Annotated in this window: 19 protein-coding genes; 6 read left to right on the plus strand and 13 right to left on the minus strand. The window is 50.1% G+C overall.

Features of this window, described 5'->3' with window-relative positions:
* Positions 1-230: 230 nt before the first annotated feature.
* On the minus strand, positions 231-491 hold the full coding sequence (mcbA, locus tag ESM_RS1000000128535) for a DUF1471 family periplasmic protein McbA (RefSeq protein WP_001516045.1): 261 nt from the start codon (positions 489-491) through the stop codon (positions 231-233).
* A gap of 275 nt (positions 492-766) precedes the next feature.
* On the opposite strand from mcbA, the gene rlmF reads away from it, so the two are divergent.
* Positions 767-1,693 (plus strand): 23S rRNA (adenine(1618)-N(6))-methyltransferase RlmF, encoded by a 927-nt coding sequence (gene rlmF, locus ESM_RS0118565; RefSeq protein WP_010379667.1) that lies wholly within the window; start codon positions 767-769, stop codon positions 1,691-1,693.
* Here rlmF and ybiO read toward each other — a convergent pair.
* From ybiO to rhtA, 6 genes are all read right to left on the minus strand, one after another.
* Entirely contained in the window at positions 1,690-3,915 is a 2,226-nt protein-coding gene (ybiO, locus tag ESM_RS0118570; protein ID WP_001267202.1) for a mechanosensitive channel protein, read from the minus strand. The genes rlmF and ybiO overlap by 4 nt on opposite strands.
* Before the next feature lie 252 nt (positions 3,916-4,167).
* On the minus strand, positions 4,168-4,890 hold the full coding sequence (gene glnQ, locus ESM_RS0118575; protein ID WP_000569100.1) for a glutamine ABC transporter ATP-binding protein GlnQ: 723 nt from the start codon (positions 4,888-4,890) through the stop codon (positions 4,168-4,170).
* Entirely contained in the window at positions 4,887-5,546 is a 660-nt protein-coding gene (glnP, locus tag ESM_RS0118580) for a glutamine ABC transporter permease GlnP (protein WP_001159054.1), read from the minus strand. The genes glnQ and glnP overlap by 4 nt, the downstream gene beginning before the upstream one ends.
* A 108-nt stretch (positions 5,547-5,654) precedes the next feature.
* Positions 5,655-6,401: a glutamine ABC transporter substrate-binding protein GlnH gene (glnH, locus tag ESM_RS0118585; RefSeq protein WP_000843858.1), complete on the minus strand. Its 747-nt coding sequence runs from the start codon at positions 6,399-6,401 to the stop codon at positions 5,655-5,657.
* 402 nt (positions 6,402-6,803) lie between these two features.
* Complete coding sequence (gene dps / locus ESM_RS0118590; RefSeq protein ID WP_000100800.1) at positions 6,804-7,307, minus strand: DNA starvation/stationary phase protection protein Dps; 504 nt, start codon at positions 7,305-7,307, stop codon at positions 6,804-6,806.
* A 299-nt stretch (positions 7,308-7,606) separates the two neighbouring features.
* Entirely contained in the window at positions 7,607-8,494 is an 888-nt protein-coding gene (gene rhtA, locus ESM_RS0118595) for a threonine/homoserine exporter RhtA (protein ID WP_001119539.1), read from the minus strand.
* A 233-nt stretch (positions 8,495-8,727) separates the two neighbouring features.
* Here rhtA and ESM_RS1000000128540 point away from each other — a divergent pair, with 233 nt between their 5' ends.
* Positions 8,728-8,793 carry a protein YliM gene (locus tag ESM_RS1000000128540; RefSeq protein ID WP_120795379.1) on the plus strand — a complete coding sequence of 22 codons (66 nt, stop codon included), beginning with the start codon at positions 8,728-8,730 and terminating at the stop codon, positions 8,791-8,793.
* Positions 8,794-8,845: 52 nt separating this feature from the next.
* Positions 8,846-9,361, plus strand: coding sequence for an outer membrane protein OmpX (gene ompX / locus ESM_RS0118600; RefSeq protein WP_001516050.1), 516 nt, complete (start codon positions 8,846-8,848; stop codon positions 9,359-9,361).
* Between the two features lie 50 nt (positions 9,362-9,411).
* On the opposite strand, the gene opgE is transcribed toward ompX, so the two are convergent.
* A complete protein-coding gene (gene opgE / locus ESM_RS0118605) occupies positions 9,412-10,995 on the minus strand; it encodes a phosphoethanolamine transferase (RefSeq protein WP_001054649.1) in 1,584 nt (527 codons plus the stop codon).
* 267 nt (positions 10,996-11,262) lie between these two features.
* The gene (gene mntS / locus ESM_RS01000000125310) at positions 11,263-11,391 is read right to left on the minus strand and encodes a manganase accumulation protein MntS (protein ID WP_001001759.1); all 129 of its coding nucleotides are present in this window, start codon (positions 11,389-11,391) and stop codon (positions 11,263-11,265) included.
* Between the two features lie 185 nt (positions 11,392-11,576).
* Here mntS and mntR point away from each other — a divergent pair, with 185 nt between their 5' ends.
* Both mntR and ESM_RS0118620 read left to right on the plus strand, forming a co-directional pair.
* A complete protein-coding gene (gene mntR, locus ESM_RS0118615) occupies positions 11,577-12,044 on the plus strand; it encodes a manganese-binding transcriptional regulator MntR (protein ID WP_000091026.1) in 468 nt (155 codons plus the stop codon).
* Positions 12,041-13,159, plus strand: coding sequence for an anion transporter (locus ESM_RS0118620; RefSeq protein ID WP_000056401.1), 1,119 nt, complete (start codon positions 12,041-12,043; stop codon positions 13,157-13,159). Before mntR ends, ESM_RS0118620 begins: the two co-directional genes overlap by 4 nt.
* A gap of 57 nt (positions 13,160-13,216) precedes the next feature.
* Here ESM_RS0118620 and ldtB read toward each other — a convergent pair whose 3' ends face one another.
* Positions 13,217-14,137: a L,D-transpeptidase gene (gene ldtB, locus ESM_RS0118625; RefSeq protein ID WP_001056379.1), complete on the minus strand. Its 921-nt coding sequence runs from the start codon at positions 14,135-14,137 to the stop codon at positions 13,217-13,219.
* Positions 14,138-14,355: 218 nt separating this feature from the next.
* On the opposite strand from ldtB, the gene ESM_RS0118630 reads away from it, so the two are divergent.
* Complete coding sequence (locus ESM_RS0118630; protein WP_000961451.1) at positions 14,356-15,948, plus strand: ABC-F family ATPase; 1,593 nt, start codon at positions 14,356-14,358, stop codon at positions 15,946-15,948.
* Positions 15,949-16,169: 221 nt separating this feature from the next.
* On the opposite strand, the gene ESM_RS0118640 is transcribed toward ESM_RS0118630, so the two are convergent.
* The 3 genes from ESM_RS0118640 to ESM_RS0118650 all read right to left on the minus strand — a co-directional run bounded on the left by ESM_RS0118640 (position 16,170) and on the right by ESM_RS0118650 (position 20,973).
* Positions 16,170-17,429: a DUF1479 domain-containing protein gene (locus ESM_RS0118640; RefSeq protein ID WP_000144645.1), complete on the minus strand. Its 1,260-nt coding sequence runs from the start codon at positions 17,427-17,429 to the stop codon at positions 16,170-16,172.
* Positions 17,430-17,579: 150 nt separating this feature from the next.
* Positions 17,580-18,395, minus strand: coding sequence for a sugar-phosphatase YbiV (ybiV, locus tag ESM_RS0118645; protein ID WP_000114282.1), 816 nt, complete (start codon positions 18,393-18,395; stop codon positions 17,580-17,582).
* A 145-nt stretch (positions 18,396-18,540) separates the two neighbouring features.
* Positions 18,541-20,973 (minus strand): glycyl radical protein, encoded by a 2,433-nt coding sequence (locus tag ESM_RS0118650; protein ID WP_000209339.1) that lies wholly within the window; start codon positions 20,971-20,973, stop codon positions 18,541-18,543.

A 20,973-nucleotide genomic window follows, 5' to 3' on the forward strand; every position in this document is an offset into this window, starting at 1 on the left:
TTCACTGTCACGAGAAAGCGTCTCTGCGGATGCGATGCCACTGTTAATCCCGTAATAGTAATCTTGAAGTGATAATAATTTTGATAAGCATTATCACTTGGCGCGATTTTCTATCACCCATTGCGTGAAAAATAAATACATTTATTTACATTGTGTTCATATTTGATGTTTTTTGCTTACAAAACAGGCGAAAACTGCATCCAGAGGCGAATGCAGTTGCGTTGGTGTGGTTATTTGTAGATGGTTGCAGTACCGAACATCTGATCATTTCCGCCTGCGGAATTAATGACATAACCTTTCGCGCCTTGTTCGCGCGCTTTTTCTGCCAGTTTTTCCTCCAGATCGCTTAGGTTAGATGCACCGGTTGCCGAAACGGTTCCGGCTGGCCGTAGTTGACCGCTGTCCTGGTTACTCAGAGGTTGCGCGGCATAAGCCGTGAAGGTGATTCCGCTCAGGACGGTGGCAAGCAGTAGTGCGAGGCACTTTTTCATAATGACATCCTCATAAATACAACGAGTAGTGCCTGATAAGTGTAGGTCGCCTGCGTGATGAGAATGACGCAAAAAATTGACAGAGATGTGCTTGTTTTTTGAACGATGTATTTTTACAAAACCAGACAAATCAATGACATGCAGGGGGCTGATTTTTATGGTGAATTGCTGAAAAATGCAGTCAGGTTAAGGTTTTGAGTCATGTTAAACGCAGCCAGATATTTACCCTGCCGCGTTATGCGGGTATCTTACGCCGCTGCTTAAAGGAGAATGCTATGTCCGCCCAGAAACCGGGGTTGCACCCGCGCAACCGTCATCACAGCCGCTACGATCTCGCCACGCTCTGTCAGGTGAATCCTGAACTGAAGCAATTTCTCACGCTTACCCCTGCCGGTGAGCAAAGCGTAGACTTCGCCAATCCGCTGGCGGTGAAGGCGCTCAACAAGGCGTTGCTGGCACATTTTTATGCCGTGGCGAACTGGGATATTCCTGACGGTTTTCTGTGTCCGCCAGTACCTGGCCGGGCGGATTATATTCATCATCTTGCCGATTTACTGGCTGAGGCGACCGGAACAATTCCGGCCAGTGCCAGCATTCTGGATATCGGCGTTGGCGCGAACTGTATTTATCCGCTGATTGGCGTACATGAATATGGCTGGCGTTTTACCGGTACTGAAACTAACAGTCAGGCGTTAAGCAGCGCGCAGGCGATCATCAGCGCCAATCCGGGGCTTAACCGCGCCATCCGCCTGCGTCGGCAAAAAGAGAATAGTGCTATTTTTAACGGCATTATCCATAAAAATGAGCAATATGACGCAACCTTGTGTAACCCGCCGTTCCACGACTCTGCCGCGGCAGCGCGTGCTGGTAGCGAGCGCAAACGGCGTAATCTCGGATTAAACAGAGACGATGCGTTGAACTTTGGCGGTCAGCAGCAGGAGCTGTGGTGCGAAGGCGGTGAAGTGGCTTTCATCAAAAAGATGATTGAAGAGAGTAAAGGCTTTGCGAAGCAGGTAATGTGGTTCACCTCGCTGGTTTCTCGTGGCGAAAACTTACCGCCGTTGTATCGTGCTCTGACGGATGTTGGCTCGGTGAAAGTGGTCAAAAAAGAGATGGCCCAGGGGCAAAAGCAGAGCCGCTTCATTGCCTGGACCTTTATGAACGACGAACAGCGTCGTCGTTTTGCCAATCGTCAGCGTTAAAGTGTCGGTTCTCCCGGTAGTAATGGTTCTGCCGGGGTAACGCCCGGAGCAGGCAGCACTTGATAAGTCTGAATCGGTGCGCGAACACCCGCCTGGTCGAAATGTTTTTTTACCTGGCTGTCGAGGGCAAAACGTACCGTCCACTGTTTGAGTGGCAGCGTGGTAAACGAAACACGCAGTGTAAACGCGGTATTGCTTAAGCCAACAATTCCGGCAAAGTTAGGTTCACCGATAATCAGCCCGCGAACTTCTTCATTTTCCATCACTTCCGCCACGGCATCTTTTAGCGCCTGATTGGCTTTATCGGCATCTTCATGACGATCAACATCGTAATTCGCCACCACAGAGCCAATGCCGCGGACAAAGTTGGCAAAGGTGGTTATCGAGGACCACGGAATAATGTGATAAGCCCCGGTATCCTGGCGCACGCCCACGGATCGAATCGACATGCGTTCAACCGTGCCGGTCAGCGGCCCGATGGTGACTAAATCTCCGGTATTCATGCCGTTTTCAAACTGAATAAACACCCCGGTAATAATATCTTTCACCAGCGTTTGCGAACCGAAGGAAATCGCCAGCCCTAACGCTCCGGCTCCTGCCAGTAGCGGCGCAATATTGACGCCAATTTCCGACAACACAATCATAATGGTGATGGTACTGATTACCACCGCCAGCGCGTTGCGAAACAGTGTCAGCAGGGTACGCGTGCGGGCGCTGGGCAGCGGGCGACCATGAATATCCGAAGCCAGCCGATTTTCGATCAAACTGGCGAGTACCGTCCAGCCAACTGCCGAGAAGAAAAGGATGAGAGCGATGCGGATCAGGATATCCACCGTTTTCTGCCCCGCGCCGTTTTGCAGCCAGTTCCAGAAATCGAACAGTCCCCAGGCGCTGAATAGTAGCATCACCGCTACGCACACTGTCAGAATACGTGCCGTTTTCAGCGCCGCCGACAGCCAGCCGTTCAGCCGTTTTTGCAGTTCCGGATAGTTACGCTGAGTGTGTGGCGAAAGGGTAATGGTTTTTGCCAGCCAGCGAGAAAACATACCGGAAACAAACGCCGCGATCCCAATAATCGCCAGGCTACGCACCGTCGCGCCCATCATAAATTTCAGGCTGTTTCCTGGGTCAAATAACGAGAAGAAAAACAGCACGATAAAATAGGCGCTTGCCAGCCAGTGCCACACCAGCGCAAAAGCACGAATAAACAGACTGAAAAAGGCCAGTGAGTGTTCCGCGAAGTTGAGCAAATGCTGGGTAATCTCTTTTTTATTACGGAATATCAGATACAACGCCCACACCGTCATACACAGCATGATGATGACGTTCGCAAGTGCCCCGATTTGCACATTCACCTGGTTTGAGATAATCGGTACAGCCACAATCAGGCCATAACCAATCAGGCCGCTTAGCCAGCTAAGGCGGCGGCACCAGTAGCGGGCACTCTCATCCTGAATAGAGAATGGACGCAGTTCAGCAACGTTCGGGCAGAAAATCAGGCGTAAAACAGCTTTGAAAAATTCAATCAGGGCGAAAGCATTGAGAAACAGACTCTGTTGAAAAGCAATGGTGCGGCTGCCCGCATTCAGGTTGTCGCTTAAAACCTGACCGACAAATAATGTCAGTGCCAGTAACAGCAGGTCGATAATAAACGCACCGATAATCATCGCCGGAAGCTGTAACCAGTTACTGCGCTCACGATTTTTCTGCCGCGCCCACAGACCCATTTTGCGATATAACGGCAGTGCGCACAGGCGAACCAGCCAGTAAAAACTAAACACTAAAACGGCCAGCATGGAAAAATGGGTAAGGGCGTTGCAGAAGGTTTGCGGATTAAACGGTTTATGTGGGGAGCCAGTAATATTGCGATAAAGTTGCCCGAAGCGTGCGGAGAGAGCTTCACCATAATGGCGACTGACTTCGGTCACCTTTTGTAGCACGGTTTGCTCTTCAACCAGCGTTGGCGGCACGATCTTCGGTACGGGTTCCGCGGGGGGCGTGGCGGCGACGGTGCGTAACTGATCGACTAACTCTTTGCGCGAGGTGTCATTATCCAGCACATCCGCCAGTGCACCATAGGCCGCTTTTTTTTGTTCAATATCCGGTTCCGGAGCCGGTTCAGTCGTTGGGGCCGTTGTCGTTGTGGTTGTAACGCCGGGTATGGATACCGCGTGGGCAGGTGCGCCCAGCAGGCAGAAGAGGATGAACAGGATCCACCGCATGACTCCTCCAGTGAGAAAATAGAGCAAAAAGATAAGTATAGATGCTGGGGGAGGGGGAATTTTAAATGAGAGGAATCTGGTGTTCCTCCCTTTCGGGTGAAAGGGAGGAAGGGATATTAAGCAGGTTGCTGATAACGTGCGGGCTTTTTTGCCGAATACGGCGTGAACGCTCCTACAAATTTATGCAATTTCAATAAGTTGCTATATATTCTGTAGGACTGGTAAGCGTAACGCATCAGGCAATGTGTCTTATTAAGAGACGTGCTGTAAAAATTCCTGCAAACGCTGGCTTGGCGGATTCTTGATCAACACCTGTGGATTGCCATCTTCCGCAATCCGGCCTTTGTCGATAAAGATAAGACGTGAAGCCACTTTTTCGGCAAAACCGATTTCGTGGGTTACGATCACCATCGTCATACCTTCCTCTGCCAGATCCTGCATGACCTTCAGCACTTCATGGCGCAGTTCCGGATCAAGAGCCGATGTCGGTTCATCGAACAACATCATTTTCGGCTTCACCGCCAGCGCACGGGCAATCGCCACACGCTGTTGCTGACCACCAGAAAGCTCGGAAGGGTAGTGATGCGCGCGTTCCGCGAGGCCAACTTTCGCCAGCAGTTCACGCGCCAGTTTTTCTGCGTCTTCTTTGTTTGCACCACGCACGCGCAGCGGGCCAAACATGACGTTTTCAAGCGCAGTCAGGTGCGGGAAGAGGTAAAACTGCTGGAACACCATGCCTGCTTCCTGGCGAATCAGACGCTCGTCAACTTTCGGATCGTTAACCTTCAGGCCATCGACAATCAGATCGCCGGAGGTGATTTCTTCCAGTTTGTTGATGCAGCGCAGCAGGGTCGATTTACCCGAACCGGATGGTCCGATAATCACCACCACTTCGCCCTGGCTAATGTTCAAATCGATATTGTGCAGCACCTGGGTTGGCCCAAAGTGCTTGGAGACGTTTTTAAATTCAATCACAGGATTTTCATCCTTCTTTCCAGACGACGCAGAACAAAGCTCAGCACCAGGGTAATAATCAGATAGAACACCGCTACGGCGCTCCAGATCTCAAGGGCGCGGAAGTTACCGGCAATAATTTCTTGTCCCTGACGGGTCAGTTCCGCCACGCCGATAACAATAAACAGCGAGGTGTCTTTAATGCTGATGATCCACTGGTTGCCCAGTGGCGGCAGCATACGGCGCAGTGCCAGCGGTAAAATCACGTAGCGAATGGTTTCCCAGCGTGAAAGACCGAGCGCCAGCCCGGCTTCACGAAAACCTTTGTGGATTGACAATACCGCTCCACGGGTAATTTCCGCGATGTACGCGCCGGAGTTGATCATGATGGTGACCACCGCCGCAGTAAACGGATCGATACGTAAGTCGTTAAACGCCATCGGCAGGGCGAAGTAGATAAACATTACCTGGACGACGATAGGTGTCCCGCGGATCACTTCAATAAAGACCAGCGCGACGTGGTTGGCTATCCAACCACCGAAGGTGCGTGCAAAACCAGCCGCCAGGCCGATCACCAGGCCGCCAGCCAGACCGAGGACAGAAATCCACAGAGTCATTTTAGCGCCTTCGATCAGAAGCGGAATGGCCGGCCAGATGGCACTCCAGTCAAACTGCATATGTTGTTCCTGTTACCGTGGTGTAAATACCCTGAGCCAGAAGACTGGCTGGGCGAAACGCAGGCCCGGTATGCAAAAGGCCACCGGGCCATAAATTAAAGGCAATAATTATTTCGGCTCAGTACCGAACCATTTTTTGTAGATTTCGTTGTAAGTTCCGTTCTCGCGCAGGGTTTTCAACGCGCCGTTGACCTTGTCACGCAGTTCGTCGCTACCTTTCGGGAACGCAATACCGTATTGCTGAGCTTCCAGGGAGTCACCTACCGCTTTGAACTGGCCGTTACCGGCGGTTTTGATGAAGTACAGAATGTTTGGTGTATCGTGCAAAACAGCGTCTGCGCGGTTGGTACCCAGTTCCATATAGGCGTTATCGATGTTCGGGAACTGACGCAGATCTTTGGTTTTGATGTTCGCTTTTGCGTAATCAACGGAACCCGTGCCGCTCTTCACTGCAACGACTTTACCGTCGAGATCTTTCACGCTTTTCACATCGTTATTGTTGGCTTTTACCATCACCAACAGGCCGCTTTTGTAGTAGCCGTCAGAGAAATCGATCGCTTTTTTACGCTCGTCGGTAATAGTGATGCCCGCCAGTGCCAGATCGATGTTTTTGGTTTGTAATGCCGGAATAATGCCGCTGAAATCCATCGGTTTCAGTTCGTAATCCAACTTCAGTTCTTTAGCAATTGCCGCCCACAGATCGACATCAAAGCCCACGTATTTGTCGCCCTGTTTAAATTCAAACGGAACGAAAGCGGTATCTGTCGCGACAACTAATTTTTTATCCGCGGCATGAGAAGAAACCGCAAAAGCCAGGGTCAGTGCAGCCAGTGAAACTTTTAATACAGACTTCATAGCATTTCCTTTTTTCTATCCACGGGACGATCCCCTGCGTGACATTCATATATATGAAAAAATCGTGCCAGTTTTGCAACCCGTTGATTTTTCGAGATGCGACGAAATCTTACTGCACGATCTATGGGGCAATGCCCCCAGATTGCACCATTCTGGGGCACCAAAGTGGTGCGCTAAAATTGTGCAGTCAGCACAATGATCATTTAGCGTAAATCCTGATGAAAAAACAATCTTTATGTAACGATTGTGTGATGTTGTGGATACAAAAAATTTACTTATTCAGCCGGGGACGGTAGATGAATGCACTAAAAAAGTGCATTAAGAAGGGCAGCAAAGCAAAACGGCCTCCTGTCAGGAAGCCGTTTCATTGCGTACTAAAGTTTTGAACCATCAGCGATGGATTTATTCGATGTTAGATTCGATAAACCACAGGAATTTATCCAGGTCGCGGGAAGCGGCGGTCAGAATATCCGCAGTGTCATCATCTTTTGCTTCCCCGATTGCTTTACGTACGTCATTGGCGACAATCGCGTAACGGTCTGCCAGTTCTTTCAGGTGATCCTGAACGTTGTGGATGTCCAGCGGGTAGCTTTTCAGCGGTGTTTTGCTATTGATAACTTGAGTGGTGCCAAGGGCAACGCCGCCCAGTTGTACCGCACGTTCCGCCATGGTATCCAGGTGATCAATCAGGGCTGTACGGAAGCCATCCAGCATTTCATGTACGGCAATGAAGTTAGCGCCGCGCATATTCCAGTGCGCTTGTTTAGTAATCAAAGAAAGATCAATAAACTGGATAACCTGACGATTTAGCAACTCTACTGTTGCTTTCTTCTCGCTGTCAGAGACATCGTTGCGGGTATAAAGCAGATTGGTCGCTTTTGATTTAACTAATTTAGCGGTACTCATAATTTCATATCCTCTTGATGTTATGTCCCAGCAATTAACGGGATTAAGTATAGCACCGGCTATGTATTTCGCTATTGTGGCTGTTCCTATCGCACTAATAGCGGTAATAAACGTGAAAAATAAAATCTGATATAAATTCAGTAAGTTATATGTAATGATAAGAACGATTCTTATTTATTTGTTCATCAGAAGCTTTCGGAATAAATATGCTTTTGTATAACCGGATATATAAGGCCGTAGCAGGTGAAAAAAAGCGGAATATTCTGCATGGTTATGCATAACCATGCAGAATTGTAAATTTAAGTAATATCTAATTCTTCTATTTTGTTCTCTTTGCGTGCTGTCAGCGTGGAGCCCATTGAAGCGGCAATGATAGCGCCGAGTGCCAGAAGCTGTATCGGCGTCAGCATCTCACCGAGGAAAATCATCCCGGAAATGGCGGCCAGCGCCGGTTCCATGCTCATCAGAGTGCCAAATGTTCGCGTCGGCAAACGGGTGAGGGCAATCATCTCCAGCGAGTAGGGCAGAGCGGTCGAGAGGATTGCGACAGCCAAACCCAATGGAACCACTGCCCAGTGCCAGAGAGCCTCTCCTGCCTGTAACGCGCCAATTGGCACGAAAATTAACGCTGCAATCAGCGAGCCAACTGCCACCGTTGCAGGGCCGTGTTCAGCACCCGCACGTTGCCCACTTAATATGTAGATAGCCCAACAAGCACCGGCACCGAGAGCCAGCGCACAGCCGGTTAAATCGACATGGGAAACATCTTGCCCCAGCGGCAGCAGGAACCACAGACCGAGCACTGCCAGCAAAACCCAAACGAAATCTACCGGACGACGCGAGGAGAACAGCGCCACCGCCAGTGGTCCGGTGAACTCCAGCGCAACCGCAATTCCTAGTGGTACGGTCTGAATAGAAAGATAAAAAAGATAGTTCATTCCACCCAGCGATACACCGTAAAACAACAGTGGCAACCGTTGTTCTTTGGCAAAACGCAGCCGCCACGGCTTAAAGAAAGCGATAAGAATCAGTGTCCCCAGAGCAAGACGCAGTGCAGTAACCCCGGGCGCGCCAACCAGTGGAAAAAGAGATTTTGCTAATGAGGCTCCACCCTGAATAGATGCCATGGCAACGAGCAATATTAATATCGGTAACCACACCGGCATTTTACGTAATGACCCTGGCATCATTTCTCCCATAAGTTTGTATAGTAAGGTAAAGCGTGGAGTGTACTGGATATACCGCAGGCTGGTTGAGCATTTGTTGAAAAATTTTTCCCCGTTTTGACTAAAATGCGCCAGGATTGATTGACTCATTAGTCTGATGATTAGGAATAATCTGGATGAGTGAGAGTGAAAATATGCGTAATACTTACGCAATTCACTGAAAAAATGATTTAAATTTAGATGGATAGCGGCATGTGGAAACGTTCTGTTACATGAAATGGCCCGTTAGACATCACAAATCGCGAAGAGTTTCCCATTAATTTTTGATATATTTAAAGCTTAGGACTTATTTGAATCACATTTGAGGTGGTTATGAAAAAAATTGCATGTCTTTCAGCACTGGCCGCAGTTCTGGCTTTCACCGCAGGTACTTCCGTAGCTGCTACTTCTACCGTTACTGGTGGTTATGCTCAGAGCGACGCTCAGGGCAAAATGAACAAAATGGGCGGTTTCAACCTGAAATACCGCTATGAAGAAGACAACAGCCCGCTGGGTGTGATCGGTTCTTTCACTTACACTGAAAAAAGTCGTACTAACAGTGCAGGCGATTACAACAAAACCCAGTACTACGGCATCACCGCAGGTCCGGCATACCGTATCAATGACTGGGCGAGTATCTATGGTGTAGTCGGTGTTGGTTACGGTAAATTCCAGGATACTAACTACCCGACCTTCAAACACGACACCAGCGACTACGGCTTCTCCTACGGTGCGGGTCTGCAGTTCAACCCAATCGAAAACGTTGCTCTGGACTTCTCTTACGAGCAGAGCCGTATTCGTAACGTTGACGTAGGCACCTGGATTGCCGGTGTTGGTTACCGCTTCTAATCACTTCGGTGATATAAAAAATCCGCCTCTCGGGGCGGATTTTTTTTGTCTCAAGATTTGGGATCGAATATATCGGTTCCGAGATGGTTGTAATCCACCTTCTGTAACTGGAAGTTTGTGATGTATATCGGCCCGGCTTTCTTTTCAGAAATAAACGGGTATTTGATGTTAATTTCCTTCGCTTTTATCCCCGTCCACTGTGAGAAAAAGCCTAAGAAGTCATTGGCTGAACGGCGTGCTTTAATTACCCGATGCGCTTTATCGTCGCTTGAAATGACCATAAAAGGCACCTGGAAATTTTGCTGATATTTATCGTCGTGAGCCAGATACTGGACTTCTTTACCGCGTTCCTTAAAGGCCAGACCGTGGTCAGAAAAGTAAACCATAGAGAAACTGTTACCGCTGTTGCGTAACTGGTCATAAAGTTTGCGCAGTAAGTCGTCCGTTTGCGTCATGGTGTAGAGATAGCATGACGTTTCTTTCGATTGTACGAAGGTTTCGTATTTGCCTTGTGTCCGGTCGCAGGCCTGCGGATGTGAGCCCATCAGATGTAAAACAATCAGTTGCGGTTGCGAGTGTTCTTCGGCCAACACCTGAGCGGTCATTTGCAGCAACGCTTCGTCTTTGGTGTTCTTATCGGCTTCAAAATTCCCTTCTTTCAGGAAGTACACTTCATCCGCACGTTTGGCGATGCTGGCGATGGCGGTATCGTATTCACCAATTTGTCCCTGATTGGAAAACCACCATGTCTGAAAACCCGCGCGGTTGGCAAGGGTGACAAAGTTATCCTGAAACTGTGGCTTGCCATCGACCACGCGGTTAAGCGTTAAGCCGAGCGATTTTTGCGTGGAACCACTGGCGGCAATGTAATCAGCAAAAATCAGGCCGTTAACGCTGCTGGCAAACGGGGTGTTGTTCCAGTGGCCGCCAAAGGCACCAAGCGCGTCGCGCCGCGCACTTTCACCGATCACCACCACATAAGTGTGGTATTTCGGCTTAACTGCCGTAATCGTCCAAGTGTCTTTCATCCCGGAAAGTTTCGCCATCCGTTCTTGCTCTTCAATTACCTCGTTATTGTTAACGATGACATCCTTAGCAAAACGAAATACCGGATAGCCAGTATCTTTCAGTTTAAATACGCCGCCCCAGGCCAGGTTTTGAACCGGAGCGACAAAAAATGTCGCCACGCTGAATACCAGGCACAGGCTGTCGAATTTATTCCAGCGCGCTTTTTCACTCTCTTTTTTTCGCCGGACAGCAATCACGCCGAGCGCAAAAATAAATAAGCCGACCAGATAGCTGTACCACGGAAAAATCGTCAGGATTTCAGTCGACTCTTCCATATTTGTGGAGTGCAATGCCAGCAATGTATTGAAGTTAGGCGCGCCGTAGGCCTGAGCAAAGGGGAAATAACAAGCTGCCACTAACGAACTGACGCCGATCAGGACTTTTTGCACGCGAGGCAATGTCCGCCATAGCAAAAGCAAAATAGCCGTAAACGCGGCGGTGTAGAGCAAACTGAAGGGATAGCCTAAGCCGAGATTAATTAATAGCGACTGTAAAAAGTAGAACGCAGTCCACGGGCTAAATACCCGGCTACGGGTAACAAGCGATTCTTTGAGGGTTAAATTCATATGCCACTATCGTAACAAACGCCATGTGCTCACCCTGGCGTCAAGGGTCAATACCTGCAAGAGTGCGAGAAGAGAGTGGAGTGGTCCGCATCCGCGAGCCGCAATATACGCAGGGCTGCAAGAAGATAGAGCGAGCCGCCGCTCAGGTCAACTACTGACGAAAAAATCTTTTGCGAAGAGGATAGCAAATCCGACAAAAAGTGGGGTTTTTCAAGCCAAACAATGTTTCTGCTAAAAGCTGGAGTGAAGCGGCGTACCGCGACGCCGCTATTTATTGGAGGGTTTATCCTGCTGCGGTTTGTTGTTGACCATATCGCACAACATCGAGAGCAGCATTAACCGCACTTTAAAGGGGGAGTAACTAAACACGCGTATACACCTCTTGAACTCATTCATAAGACCTCCTGACTTGCTAATCCCGTCGATCCATGAGGGATGATTGCATTACATACAGATATAGCACAGGCTATATTATATAGCTATTGCTAAAACGTTAAATTTTTGTGCCTTCACAACTCTGGTTTACAATGTGCGCACGAAATGAGAGCGCTATATATGTGTCACCATAATGAGGAAGCACAATGAGTCGTCGCGCAGGTACGCCAACAGTAAAAAAAGTGACGCAGTTAGTGAACGTGGAAGAGCACGTTGAAGGGTTTCGCCAGGTCAGAGAGGCACATCGTCGCGAGCTTATCGACGATTACGTTGAGCTGATTTCTGATTTGATTAGAGAAGTGGGAGAAGCACGTCAGGTTGATATGGCCGCCCGTCTGGGCGTCTCTCAACCGACGGTGGCTAAAATGCTCAAGCGGCTGGCAACAATGGGGCTAATTGAAATGATCCCCTGGCGAGGCGTGTTTTTGACTGCGGAAGGGGAAAAGCTAGCGCAGGAAAGCCGTGAGCGGCATCAGATTGTCGAAAATTTCTTGCTGGTGTTGGGCGTCAGCCCGGAAATCGCCCGTCGTGACGCGGAAGGTATGGAACACCATGTCAGTGAAGAGACGCTGGACGCCTTTCGTTTGTTTACCCAGAAACACGGTGCCAAATGAGCCTGCCTTTTTTACGCACGATACAAGGCGATCGCTTTTTTCAGTTATTAATTCTTGTTGGCATCGGATTAAGTTTTTTCGTTCCTTTCGCACCAAAGTCCTGGCCTGGCGCTATCGACTGGCACACCATCATCACCTTAAGTGGCCTGATGCTGCTGACCAAAGGTGTGGAGTTAAGCGGTTATTTTGATGTGCTGGGGCGTAAAATGGTGCGCCGTTTTGCCACTGAACGTCGACTGGCAATGTTTATGGTGCTGGCGGCGGCGCTACTTTCTACGTTTCTGACCAACGATGTTGCGCTGTTCATTGTTGTTCCGCTGACCATTACGCTAAAGAGACTGTGTGAGATCCCGGTTAATCGGTTGATTATATTCGAGGCGCTGGCGGTGAATGCCGGATCGCTGCTGACGCCGATAGGCAACCCGCAAAATATTCTTATCTGGGGACGCTCTGGCCTTTCGTTCGCCGGTTTTATTGCACAAATGGCACCGCTGGCTGGCGTGATGATGCTGACACTATTGCTGCTGTGCTGGTGTTGTTTCCCTGGAAGGGCGTTGCAGTATCATACTGGTACGCAAACGCCGGAGTGGAAGCCGCGACTGGTGTGGAGTTGTCTGGGACTGTATATCGTTTTTCTTACGGCGCTTGAGTTGAAACAAGAGCTATGGGGGCTGGTGATTGTAGCAGCGGGATTTGCGCTGCTGGCACGTCGCGTGGTGTTGAGTGTGGACTGGACGCTGCTGCTGGTGTTTATGGCGATGTTTATCGACGTCCATTTGCTGACCCAACTTCCAGCTTTACAGGGCGTGTTGAGTCACGTGAGTTATTTATCCGAACCCGGATTATGGCTAACGGCAATTGGTTTATCGCAGGTGATCAGTAATGTGCCGGGCACAATTTTGCTGCTGAACTATGTGCCGCCGTCGTTGTTACTGGCCTGGGCGGTAAATGTCGGGGGTTTTGGTTTGTTACCGGGATCGCTGGCAAATTTGATTGCACTGCGTATGGCGAACGATCATCGTATCTGGTGGCGTTTCCATCTCTATTCGATACCAATGCTGTTGTGGGCGGCGCTGGTAGGATACGTTTTGTTAGTTATGCTCCCGGTTGGATAAGCGCTGGAAAATAAAAAAGGCGGATTATCAGTCCGCCTTTTGCTTAAGTTTTGAAGATTAATTCAGACGAACTGGCATCCCGGAACGGTTTTGAATAGCCTGGTCCAGAACCGCCTGATCAACATCTGGCTGACCGGTCACGGTCTGTACGCTCTTCGTCAGGGTAATTGGTACAATTTCCTGACCTTCAAACTGAGCTTCGGTCGTAGACAGCGGGTTATGGACTTCAATATAACGGCTGCCGTCTGGCTCGGTGGTCGCTTTCACTGGTTCATCAATAAACTGTACGCGCGTACCAACAGGCACTTTCTCGAACAGGAATTTGATATCTTCGTTACGCAGACGCACACAACCGTGGCTTACACGCAGGCCGATACCAAAGTTGGCGTTGGTGCCGTGGATAGCGTACAGGCGACCGATGTACAGAGCGTACAGCCCCATTGGGTTATCCGGACCAGCCGGAACAACAGCCGGAAGCGGTTCGCCTGCTGCACGGTATTCCGCATGCATTTTGGCGGTCGGTGTCCAGGTCGGGCCGGCTTTCTTACGTTCTACTTTGGTGGTCCAGTTGATAGGCGTGTCTTTACCTAACTGACCAATCCCGATCGGCAGCACGATAACGGTGTTAGTCCCTTTCGGATAGTAATACAGACGCATCTCTGCGCTGTTAATTACAATACCTTCATGAACCGTGTCTGGCAGGATCAGTTGCTGCGGAATGTTCAAGACGGTGCCGCCTTTCGGCAGGAAGGTATCCACACCAGGGTTCGCTTCCATCATATTGGAAAGCCCCATCTGATACTCGGCCGCAAAATACTCCAGCGGCTGGGTATTGCCTTCTGGAATGGTGATCACCTGATTCTGACCAACCAGGCGACTCCCGTCGGTTGGCAGAGGATAAGTTACCGCTGACGCGGTACTGCAAAAGCCGACAACAGCGAAGGCCGCTGCGAATAACGTTTTCAATTTCATATTCATGTTAAGCGAGATTTCGTGCCTGGCAGGCCATTAGGTTGAGAATATTAGAGTATTGGAAGCGCATTATATGTTCATTCCTGCTAACAGTGAAATCAGATGTGTACGAAATCACATTTTTTGCCTTTGGGAAGAGTGTAGACCTTAAGCGGCGAGCGGGATCTTCTTTCAGACTTATGGCATAATACGCGGTTTGTCATATCTCTTTTCAGGATACGCCTGTGTTAGTTTCCAGTAACGTCACCATGCAGTTCGGCAGTAAGCCGTTGTTTGAAAACATTTCCGTCAAATTTGGCGGCGGCAACCGTTACGGCCTGATTGGCGCGAACGGTAGTGGTAAATCCACCTTTATGAAGATCCTCGGCGGCGACTTAGAGCCGACGCTGGGCAACGTTTCCCTCGATCCCAACGAGCGCATTGGTAAACTGCGCCAGGATCAATTTGCCTTTGAAGAGTTCACCGTGCTGGATACGGTGATCATGGGGCATAAAGAGTTGTGGGAAGTGAAACAGGAGCGCGACCGCATCTATGCTTTGCCGGAAATGAGCGAAGAAGATGGCTACAAAGTTGCCGATCTGGAAGTGAAATACGGCGAAATGGACGGTTACTCTGCGGAAGCACGCGCCGGTGAGCTGCTGCTTGGCGTGGGTATTCCAGTGGAGCAACACTACGGTCCAATGAGCGAAGTGGCTCCAGGCTGGAAACTGCGTGTGTTGCTGGCGCAGGCGCTGTTTGCCGATCCTGATATTCTCCTGCTCGACGAACCAACCAACAACCTGGACATCGATACCATTCGTTGGCTGGAGCAGGTGCTGAACGAGCGTGACAGCACCATGATCATCATTTCGCACGACCGTCACTTCCTCAATATGGTCTGTACGCACATGGCGGATTTGGATTACGGTGAGCTGCGCGTTTATCCGGGTAACTACGATGAGTACATGACGGCGGCGACCCAGGCACGCGAACGCCTGCTGGCTGATAACGCCAAGAAGAAAGCGCAGATTGCCGAGTTGCAGTCCTTTGTAAGCCGCTTTAGCGCCAACGCGTCGAAATCTCGTCAGGCGACTTCACGTGCGCGTCAGATTGATAAAATCAAACTGGAAGAGGTGAAAGCCTCCAGCCGTCAGAACCCGTTCATTCGTTTTGAGCAGGATAAGAAGCTGTTCCGTAATGCGCTGGAAGTAGAAGGCCTGACTAAAGGGTTTGATAACGGTCCGCTGTTTAAAAATATCAACCTGCTGCTGGAAGTGGGTGAAAAGCTGGCAGTACTCGGCACCAATGGCGTCGGTAAATCGACCCTGCTGAAAACGCTGGTAGGGGATCTGGAACCGGACAATGGTACTGTAAAATGGTCAGAAAATGCGCGTATTGGTTACTACGCACAGGATCATGAATATGAGTTCGATAATGATCTGACCGTGTTTGAATGGATGAGCCAGTGGAAACAGGAAGGCGATGACGAGCAGGCGGTACGCAGCATTCTCGGTCGTTTGTTGTTCAGCCAGGACGACATCAAAAAGCCTGCTAAAGTACTTTCCGGTGGTGAAAAAGGCCGTATGTTGTTTGGTAAGTTAATGATGCAGAAACCGAATATTCTGATCATGGACGAACCGACCAACCACCTGGATATGGAATCCATCGAGTCGCTGAACATGGCACTGGAACTGTATCAGGGCACGCTGATCTTTGTTTCTCACGACCGTGAGTTCGTAAGCTCCCTGGCGACCCGTATTCTGGAAATCACTCCGGAACGCGTGATCGACTTTAGCGGCAACTACGAAGATTATCTGCGTAGCAGAGGGATCGAGTAAGTTATTGCCCGTCACCCCGATACAGTCGGGGTGACGGCGGCTGAGGACAAACGCAAGATTGCCTGATGCGCTACGCTTATAAGGCCTACGCAGTCCCTGCAATATATTGAATCTGCAAGATTTTGTAGGTCGCATCCGGCATTAACAAAGCGCACGTTGTCAGCTCTCTGAGTAACATCGAACCGACTTCCTTAACCTCACTTCCACTAATCTATCAACTTTCACACGTCCATGCCCAGCGCGCGTTTACCGTGAACGTTCAGATCCTCCAGCGTAAAGCGGCCTTCCCAGTTTGCTTCATAATCTTCACGTGGGAAGTCACCCGGCGAGACGCCTTTTTCCAGTGCCTTTCTGACCTTGTGCGCATAAGCCCGGTTTTTCTCGCACATCGGCGCGGCGGGAATATACATCACGTTCCCCCAGCCTTGTTGATTGTCTACCGGCGCGACGGAGTGAATCACATCGCAGTGCCACCAGACGGAATCCCCTGCTGTTATTGCCGGAATTGACGTGAGTGCTTTTATCAACAATGGGTGCCATTTCTCTGAAATTGGCAGAACCTTACCAGGCGCGACACCGCACAGCTCGTCGTCCGGTACGTCATCCAGTAACGGACGCAGTAAAACGTATGCCATCGCTTCCGGGATTGGCACCACATGTAATAATCCCTGGCCAGGCAACATATCGGAGAGCGCCGTCCAGCCCTGAAACGTGCGGAACACCGAACATTTGGTGGTGTTATCTACGGTGTATTCTTCTACATCGGTACGATGCGCAGCATCCCACGGATCATAATCATCAAAATTACCGTTGAAAACATTGGCAAAAACGCGCTGATAAGCGGGTAATAGCCAGCGTTCCAGAGCACCAGAATCGGTGTGTGCGCCCAGACCTTTGGACGTCGTGCCTGGTGGGCGACGGCGAATTCTGTCCGGATAAATCACGCTGACATCGGGATCAAACCATTGTTTGCCGTTGCTTTCAGATTTCCACAGGCGGTTAAGGAAAGATTGAACCGCAGACATATTGTCGCTCTGCCGCGCTTGCATCTGCGCCTGTGACCAGTAAATGGGATAGATTTCGGGGCGAGAAGCCTCCAGCGAACCGAAAAAACTGTCGCCAGGACCTCTATACACATCATCAAAGTGATTGGCATCAAGGTAGTCGAGCATTGCGCGATCCCACGCCAGCGCCTGCTCACGAGGGAAATGGCCTTTTATTACCGCACAACCGCGGCGCTTAATTTCATTGCGAGTGACATTGTTTACTGTACCGGCTGCAATATCCCTATAAGAGATCTCCGGCCAAACCGGCAATCCTTGTGCTTTCAGGGCATCTATTTCTGCTACACGCGCTTCGATTTTTGCTGAGAGTTTATCGAAGACATGTTGCACATCACCGATCTGCTGTCGCAGCTCCGCTTTCATCTTACGGATAGCCGCTTTCGTATCTGTTGGCAGTGTCTCACAGGTAAAAGTCATATCAACCTCGCATCTTTCATTCGAAAGTAAAAATTATTACGATTGATACTTTAAGTTAAAAATAAGTTAACGCAAGATAAAAATTTTGAGTCACTGCACAAAGCGAGAAAAAAGAGAGAGGCCGGAGGGGGCGCTCCGGCCAGGGGAAGATTACTTATTGAAAGGATCTGTGTTATCCAGCACCGCCTGAATCACATTCAGCGCGCCGTCATGATTATTATCATCGATAGTGTAACGGGCGATGTGTTTAATGTTTTCCGCTGCATTGCCCATCGCAAAAGAATAACGCGCCATTTTCAGCATCTCTGCGTCGTTACCGCTGTCGCCAATTGCCACCACATTTTGCGGCGACAGATCCCAGCGTTTCAGTAACCGTGAAATGCCGTTCGCTTTATGCAGGCCGGGAATAATCAGGTCGATAAACCCAAAGCCACTGGTAACGGGTTTCATTATGCCGTCGAGCGCAACGTGCAGTTTGTCAACTACCAGCGGGATCTGCTCATCCGGCAGGTTAAGTGAAAACTTGAACAGAACATCATCAATGTCCTGATAATCTTTTACCGGTTTCAGGCGATGGTAGTGTTTTGCCATCAATGCAACGAATGATTCAGGGGCATTTTCACTGATGTATGCACTTTGCAGACCGCAGGCAACAAAATTGAGCTGTTTATCTTTCAGCAGTTCACCAATGACAATTCGAGATTCATGCGGGGTCAGTTCGCCGTGGAACAACTGCTTGCCATGTTCGTAGACCAGCGCGCCATTTTCCGCGACAAAAGAGATCTCATTCTTTAGCTCAGGAAAGAAGGAAATGAGCTGGTAATACTGGTTACCGCTGGCGACAACGAACTCGATGCCGCGCTTTTTCAGCTCCTGATATTGCGCCATAAAACGTGCCCGATTGTACGTTTTGGCATCGTTAAGAAAAGTACCGTCCATGTCTGTGACGATAACTTTTACGCTCATATGTGTGCTCCTGGCTCAAAAATGAAACCGTAACAGTGTAATAACAATGTGACGTGGAGCACAAATTATATTTCGAATGAAAGTAAGGGAGAATTGATTATGTGAATGATTTAGCCCGGTAACGACGGCTACCGGGCGGAGAGGACTACAGCATATGTTCGGTACGGGCGATGATATCGTCCTGAGCGTCAGGAGAGAGCGCGGTGAAGAAGGCGGAATAGCCTGCTACACGTACCACCAGATCGCGATACTGATCAGGATGTTTTTTTGCTTCCAGCAGTGTTTCGCGGGAAACGATGTTGTACTGAATATGCCAGCCTTTATGCACTTCGAAGAAGGTACGCAGCAGAACCATCAGCTTCTGCTTGTCGGACTCATTCTCCAGTGTCGCCGGATTCAGTTTCTGGTTGAGCAGTACACCACCAAGAATCGACGCCGTAGGCAGTTTACCTACCGAACCAATCACCGCCGTTGGGCCGAGGTGGTCGGTGCCGGAGGCCGGGCTTGCACCTTCCGCCAGAGGCGTATGTGCTTTACGCCCATCCGGTGTCGCCATCGTCTGTGCACCAAACGGTACGTTCGCGGAGATAGACGACGTACCTGCGTAATAGTTACCGCCAACCGGGCCACGACCGTAGCGCGGATTATGGTACTGCTTCAGTTCATCGATATAGGTCTGATAAGCGCGAGCCAGCAGTGTATCGACGGTATCATCGTCGTTGCCGTACTTCGGCGCGCCATTAATCAGACGCTGACGCAGTTGCTCGTGAGTCAGCCCTTCAAAGTCATCCGCCAGCGCGGCAGCAAGCTGTTGCTGACCAATCGCGCCTTGTTCAAACACCAGTTTTTTCACAGCGGCCAGGCTGTTACCCAGGTTGGCAATACCGACCTGTAAGCCAGAAACCCAGTCATATTTCGCGCCGCCTTGCTTAATACTTTTCGCTCGCTCAATGCAGTCATCCACCAGCGCCGAGCAGAGAATATCGTGTACGTTCTCTTCCAGCATGGTGTCGACGACATATTCGATTTCGATCGATTTGCGCGTGTAGTAACGGATTTGTGTATCCCACGCGTCCATGACTTCATCGAAGTTGTTGAAGTTACCCGCTGACAACGCTTTTTCTTGTGGCAGGAACACTTTGCCGCTGGTGGCATCACGACCACCTTCCAGCGCCGCCAGCATTACGCGGGCGAAGTTGATAAAGCTCATGCCGGTGCAGCGATAGCCCCATTTGCCGCCGACGGCAGTTTCGATACAGCCAATTGCCGCGTAATCGTAAGCGTCCTTCGGTTCAATACCGAGTTTAATAAATTCCGGGATCACGATTTCATCGTTGTTAAATGCCGGCATCCCGAAGCCACAGCGGATCACTTGCACGCAGGCATCGAGGAAATCGTTACTCATTCCCGCGTGGTAACGCACGCTGAGGTTAGGCTGAGTTGAACGCAGGCGACCACAGGATTCGAGGATTGCGTAGGAGAGCGGATTCACTGCATCCATCGGCTGACCATCAACCAGGTTTTGCCCACCGATGGTGACGTTCTGATACAGCGGGCTACCGGCAGAGGCTTTGGAGTGCGAACCGGAGCGGATTTTGTTCACTTCCAGCAACTTCAGCCAGCAGCTATGCAGCATCTCAATGGCGTGTTCACGATCCAGCGTCTGGTTGAGTTCAACGTCGCGACGATAGTACGGATAGAGATACTGATCCATACGACCAAACGATACCGAGTGACCGTTGGATTCGATCTGCAAAATCAACTGGATGAAATAGCATAATTGCAGCGCCTGCCAGAAAGTCTGCGGTGGCTGGTGGGCGATGAGATCGCAGTTTTCGGCCATTGCCAGCAGTTCATCGCGACGGCTTTCGCGGGTTTCGGTGGCTGCCATTTCACGCGCCAGGGCGGCGAAACGTTCAATGTGTTCACTGACTGCCACCAGCACGATATCAATGGCTTTCAGGAATTGCTCGCCGTGCAAATCTTCCAGTACCGTCAGGTTAATACGCGAGCGGCGCTCCGCCACTTTTTCGCGCAGACCATCAAGCCCTTTTTCCAGCAGCAGCGGGAAATTGACCGCCAGGTGCGCATCGCCGGAGGTCATATTGCCTTCCGCTTTAATGATGCCGGTTGCCAGCAGGCCTTTTTGCTCATCGGTAAACATGCCATAGCAGCGATCCTGTACGGTTTGACCGCGCCACCACGGGCAGACTTCATGTAGAACACGTTTGTTCTCTTCGCTCACCGCAAAACCAGCGCCGGGACGATCCGCCAGATCATCAATCTCTTTTTCGATCCACGACACGGTATATTCCGGGAAGATCGGCGCGGCGCGGACTTCGCTTGCCTGGTTGCCGATGATCAACTCATCGTGTTTGATCCAGATGGTGCGATTAGCCAGGTGATGCGCCAGCGCCAGCGCGCGACGAACCGGGATTGGCTTATCGAGATGTTGTTGATACATCTCGGTATAGTGCTGTGCGCGCTCGGTACAAACCGGTGGTTTCACAATATGTACCAGCGCATTTTTGTGCGCTTTAATGCGGTCGCTGAGCGTATCCAGTTTCAGTGTTGTCAT

The organism is Escherichia sp. TW09308, from assembly GCF_000208565.1.
Taxonomy (GTDB): Bacteria; Pseudomonadota; Gammaproteobacteria; order Enterobacterales; family Enterobacteriaceae; genus Escherichia; species Escherichia marmotae.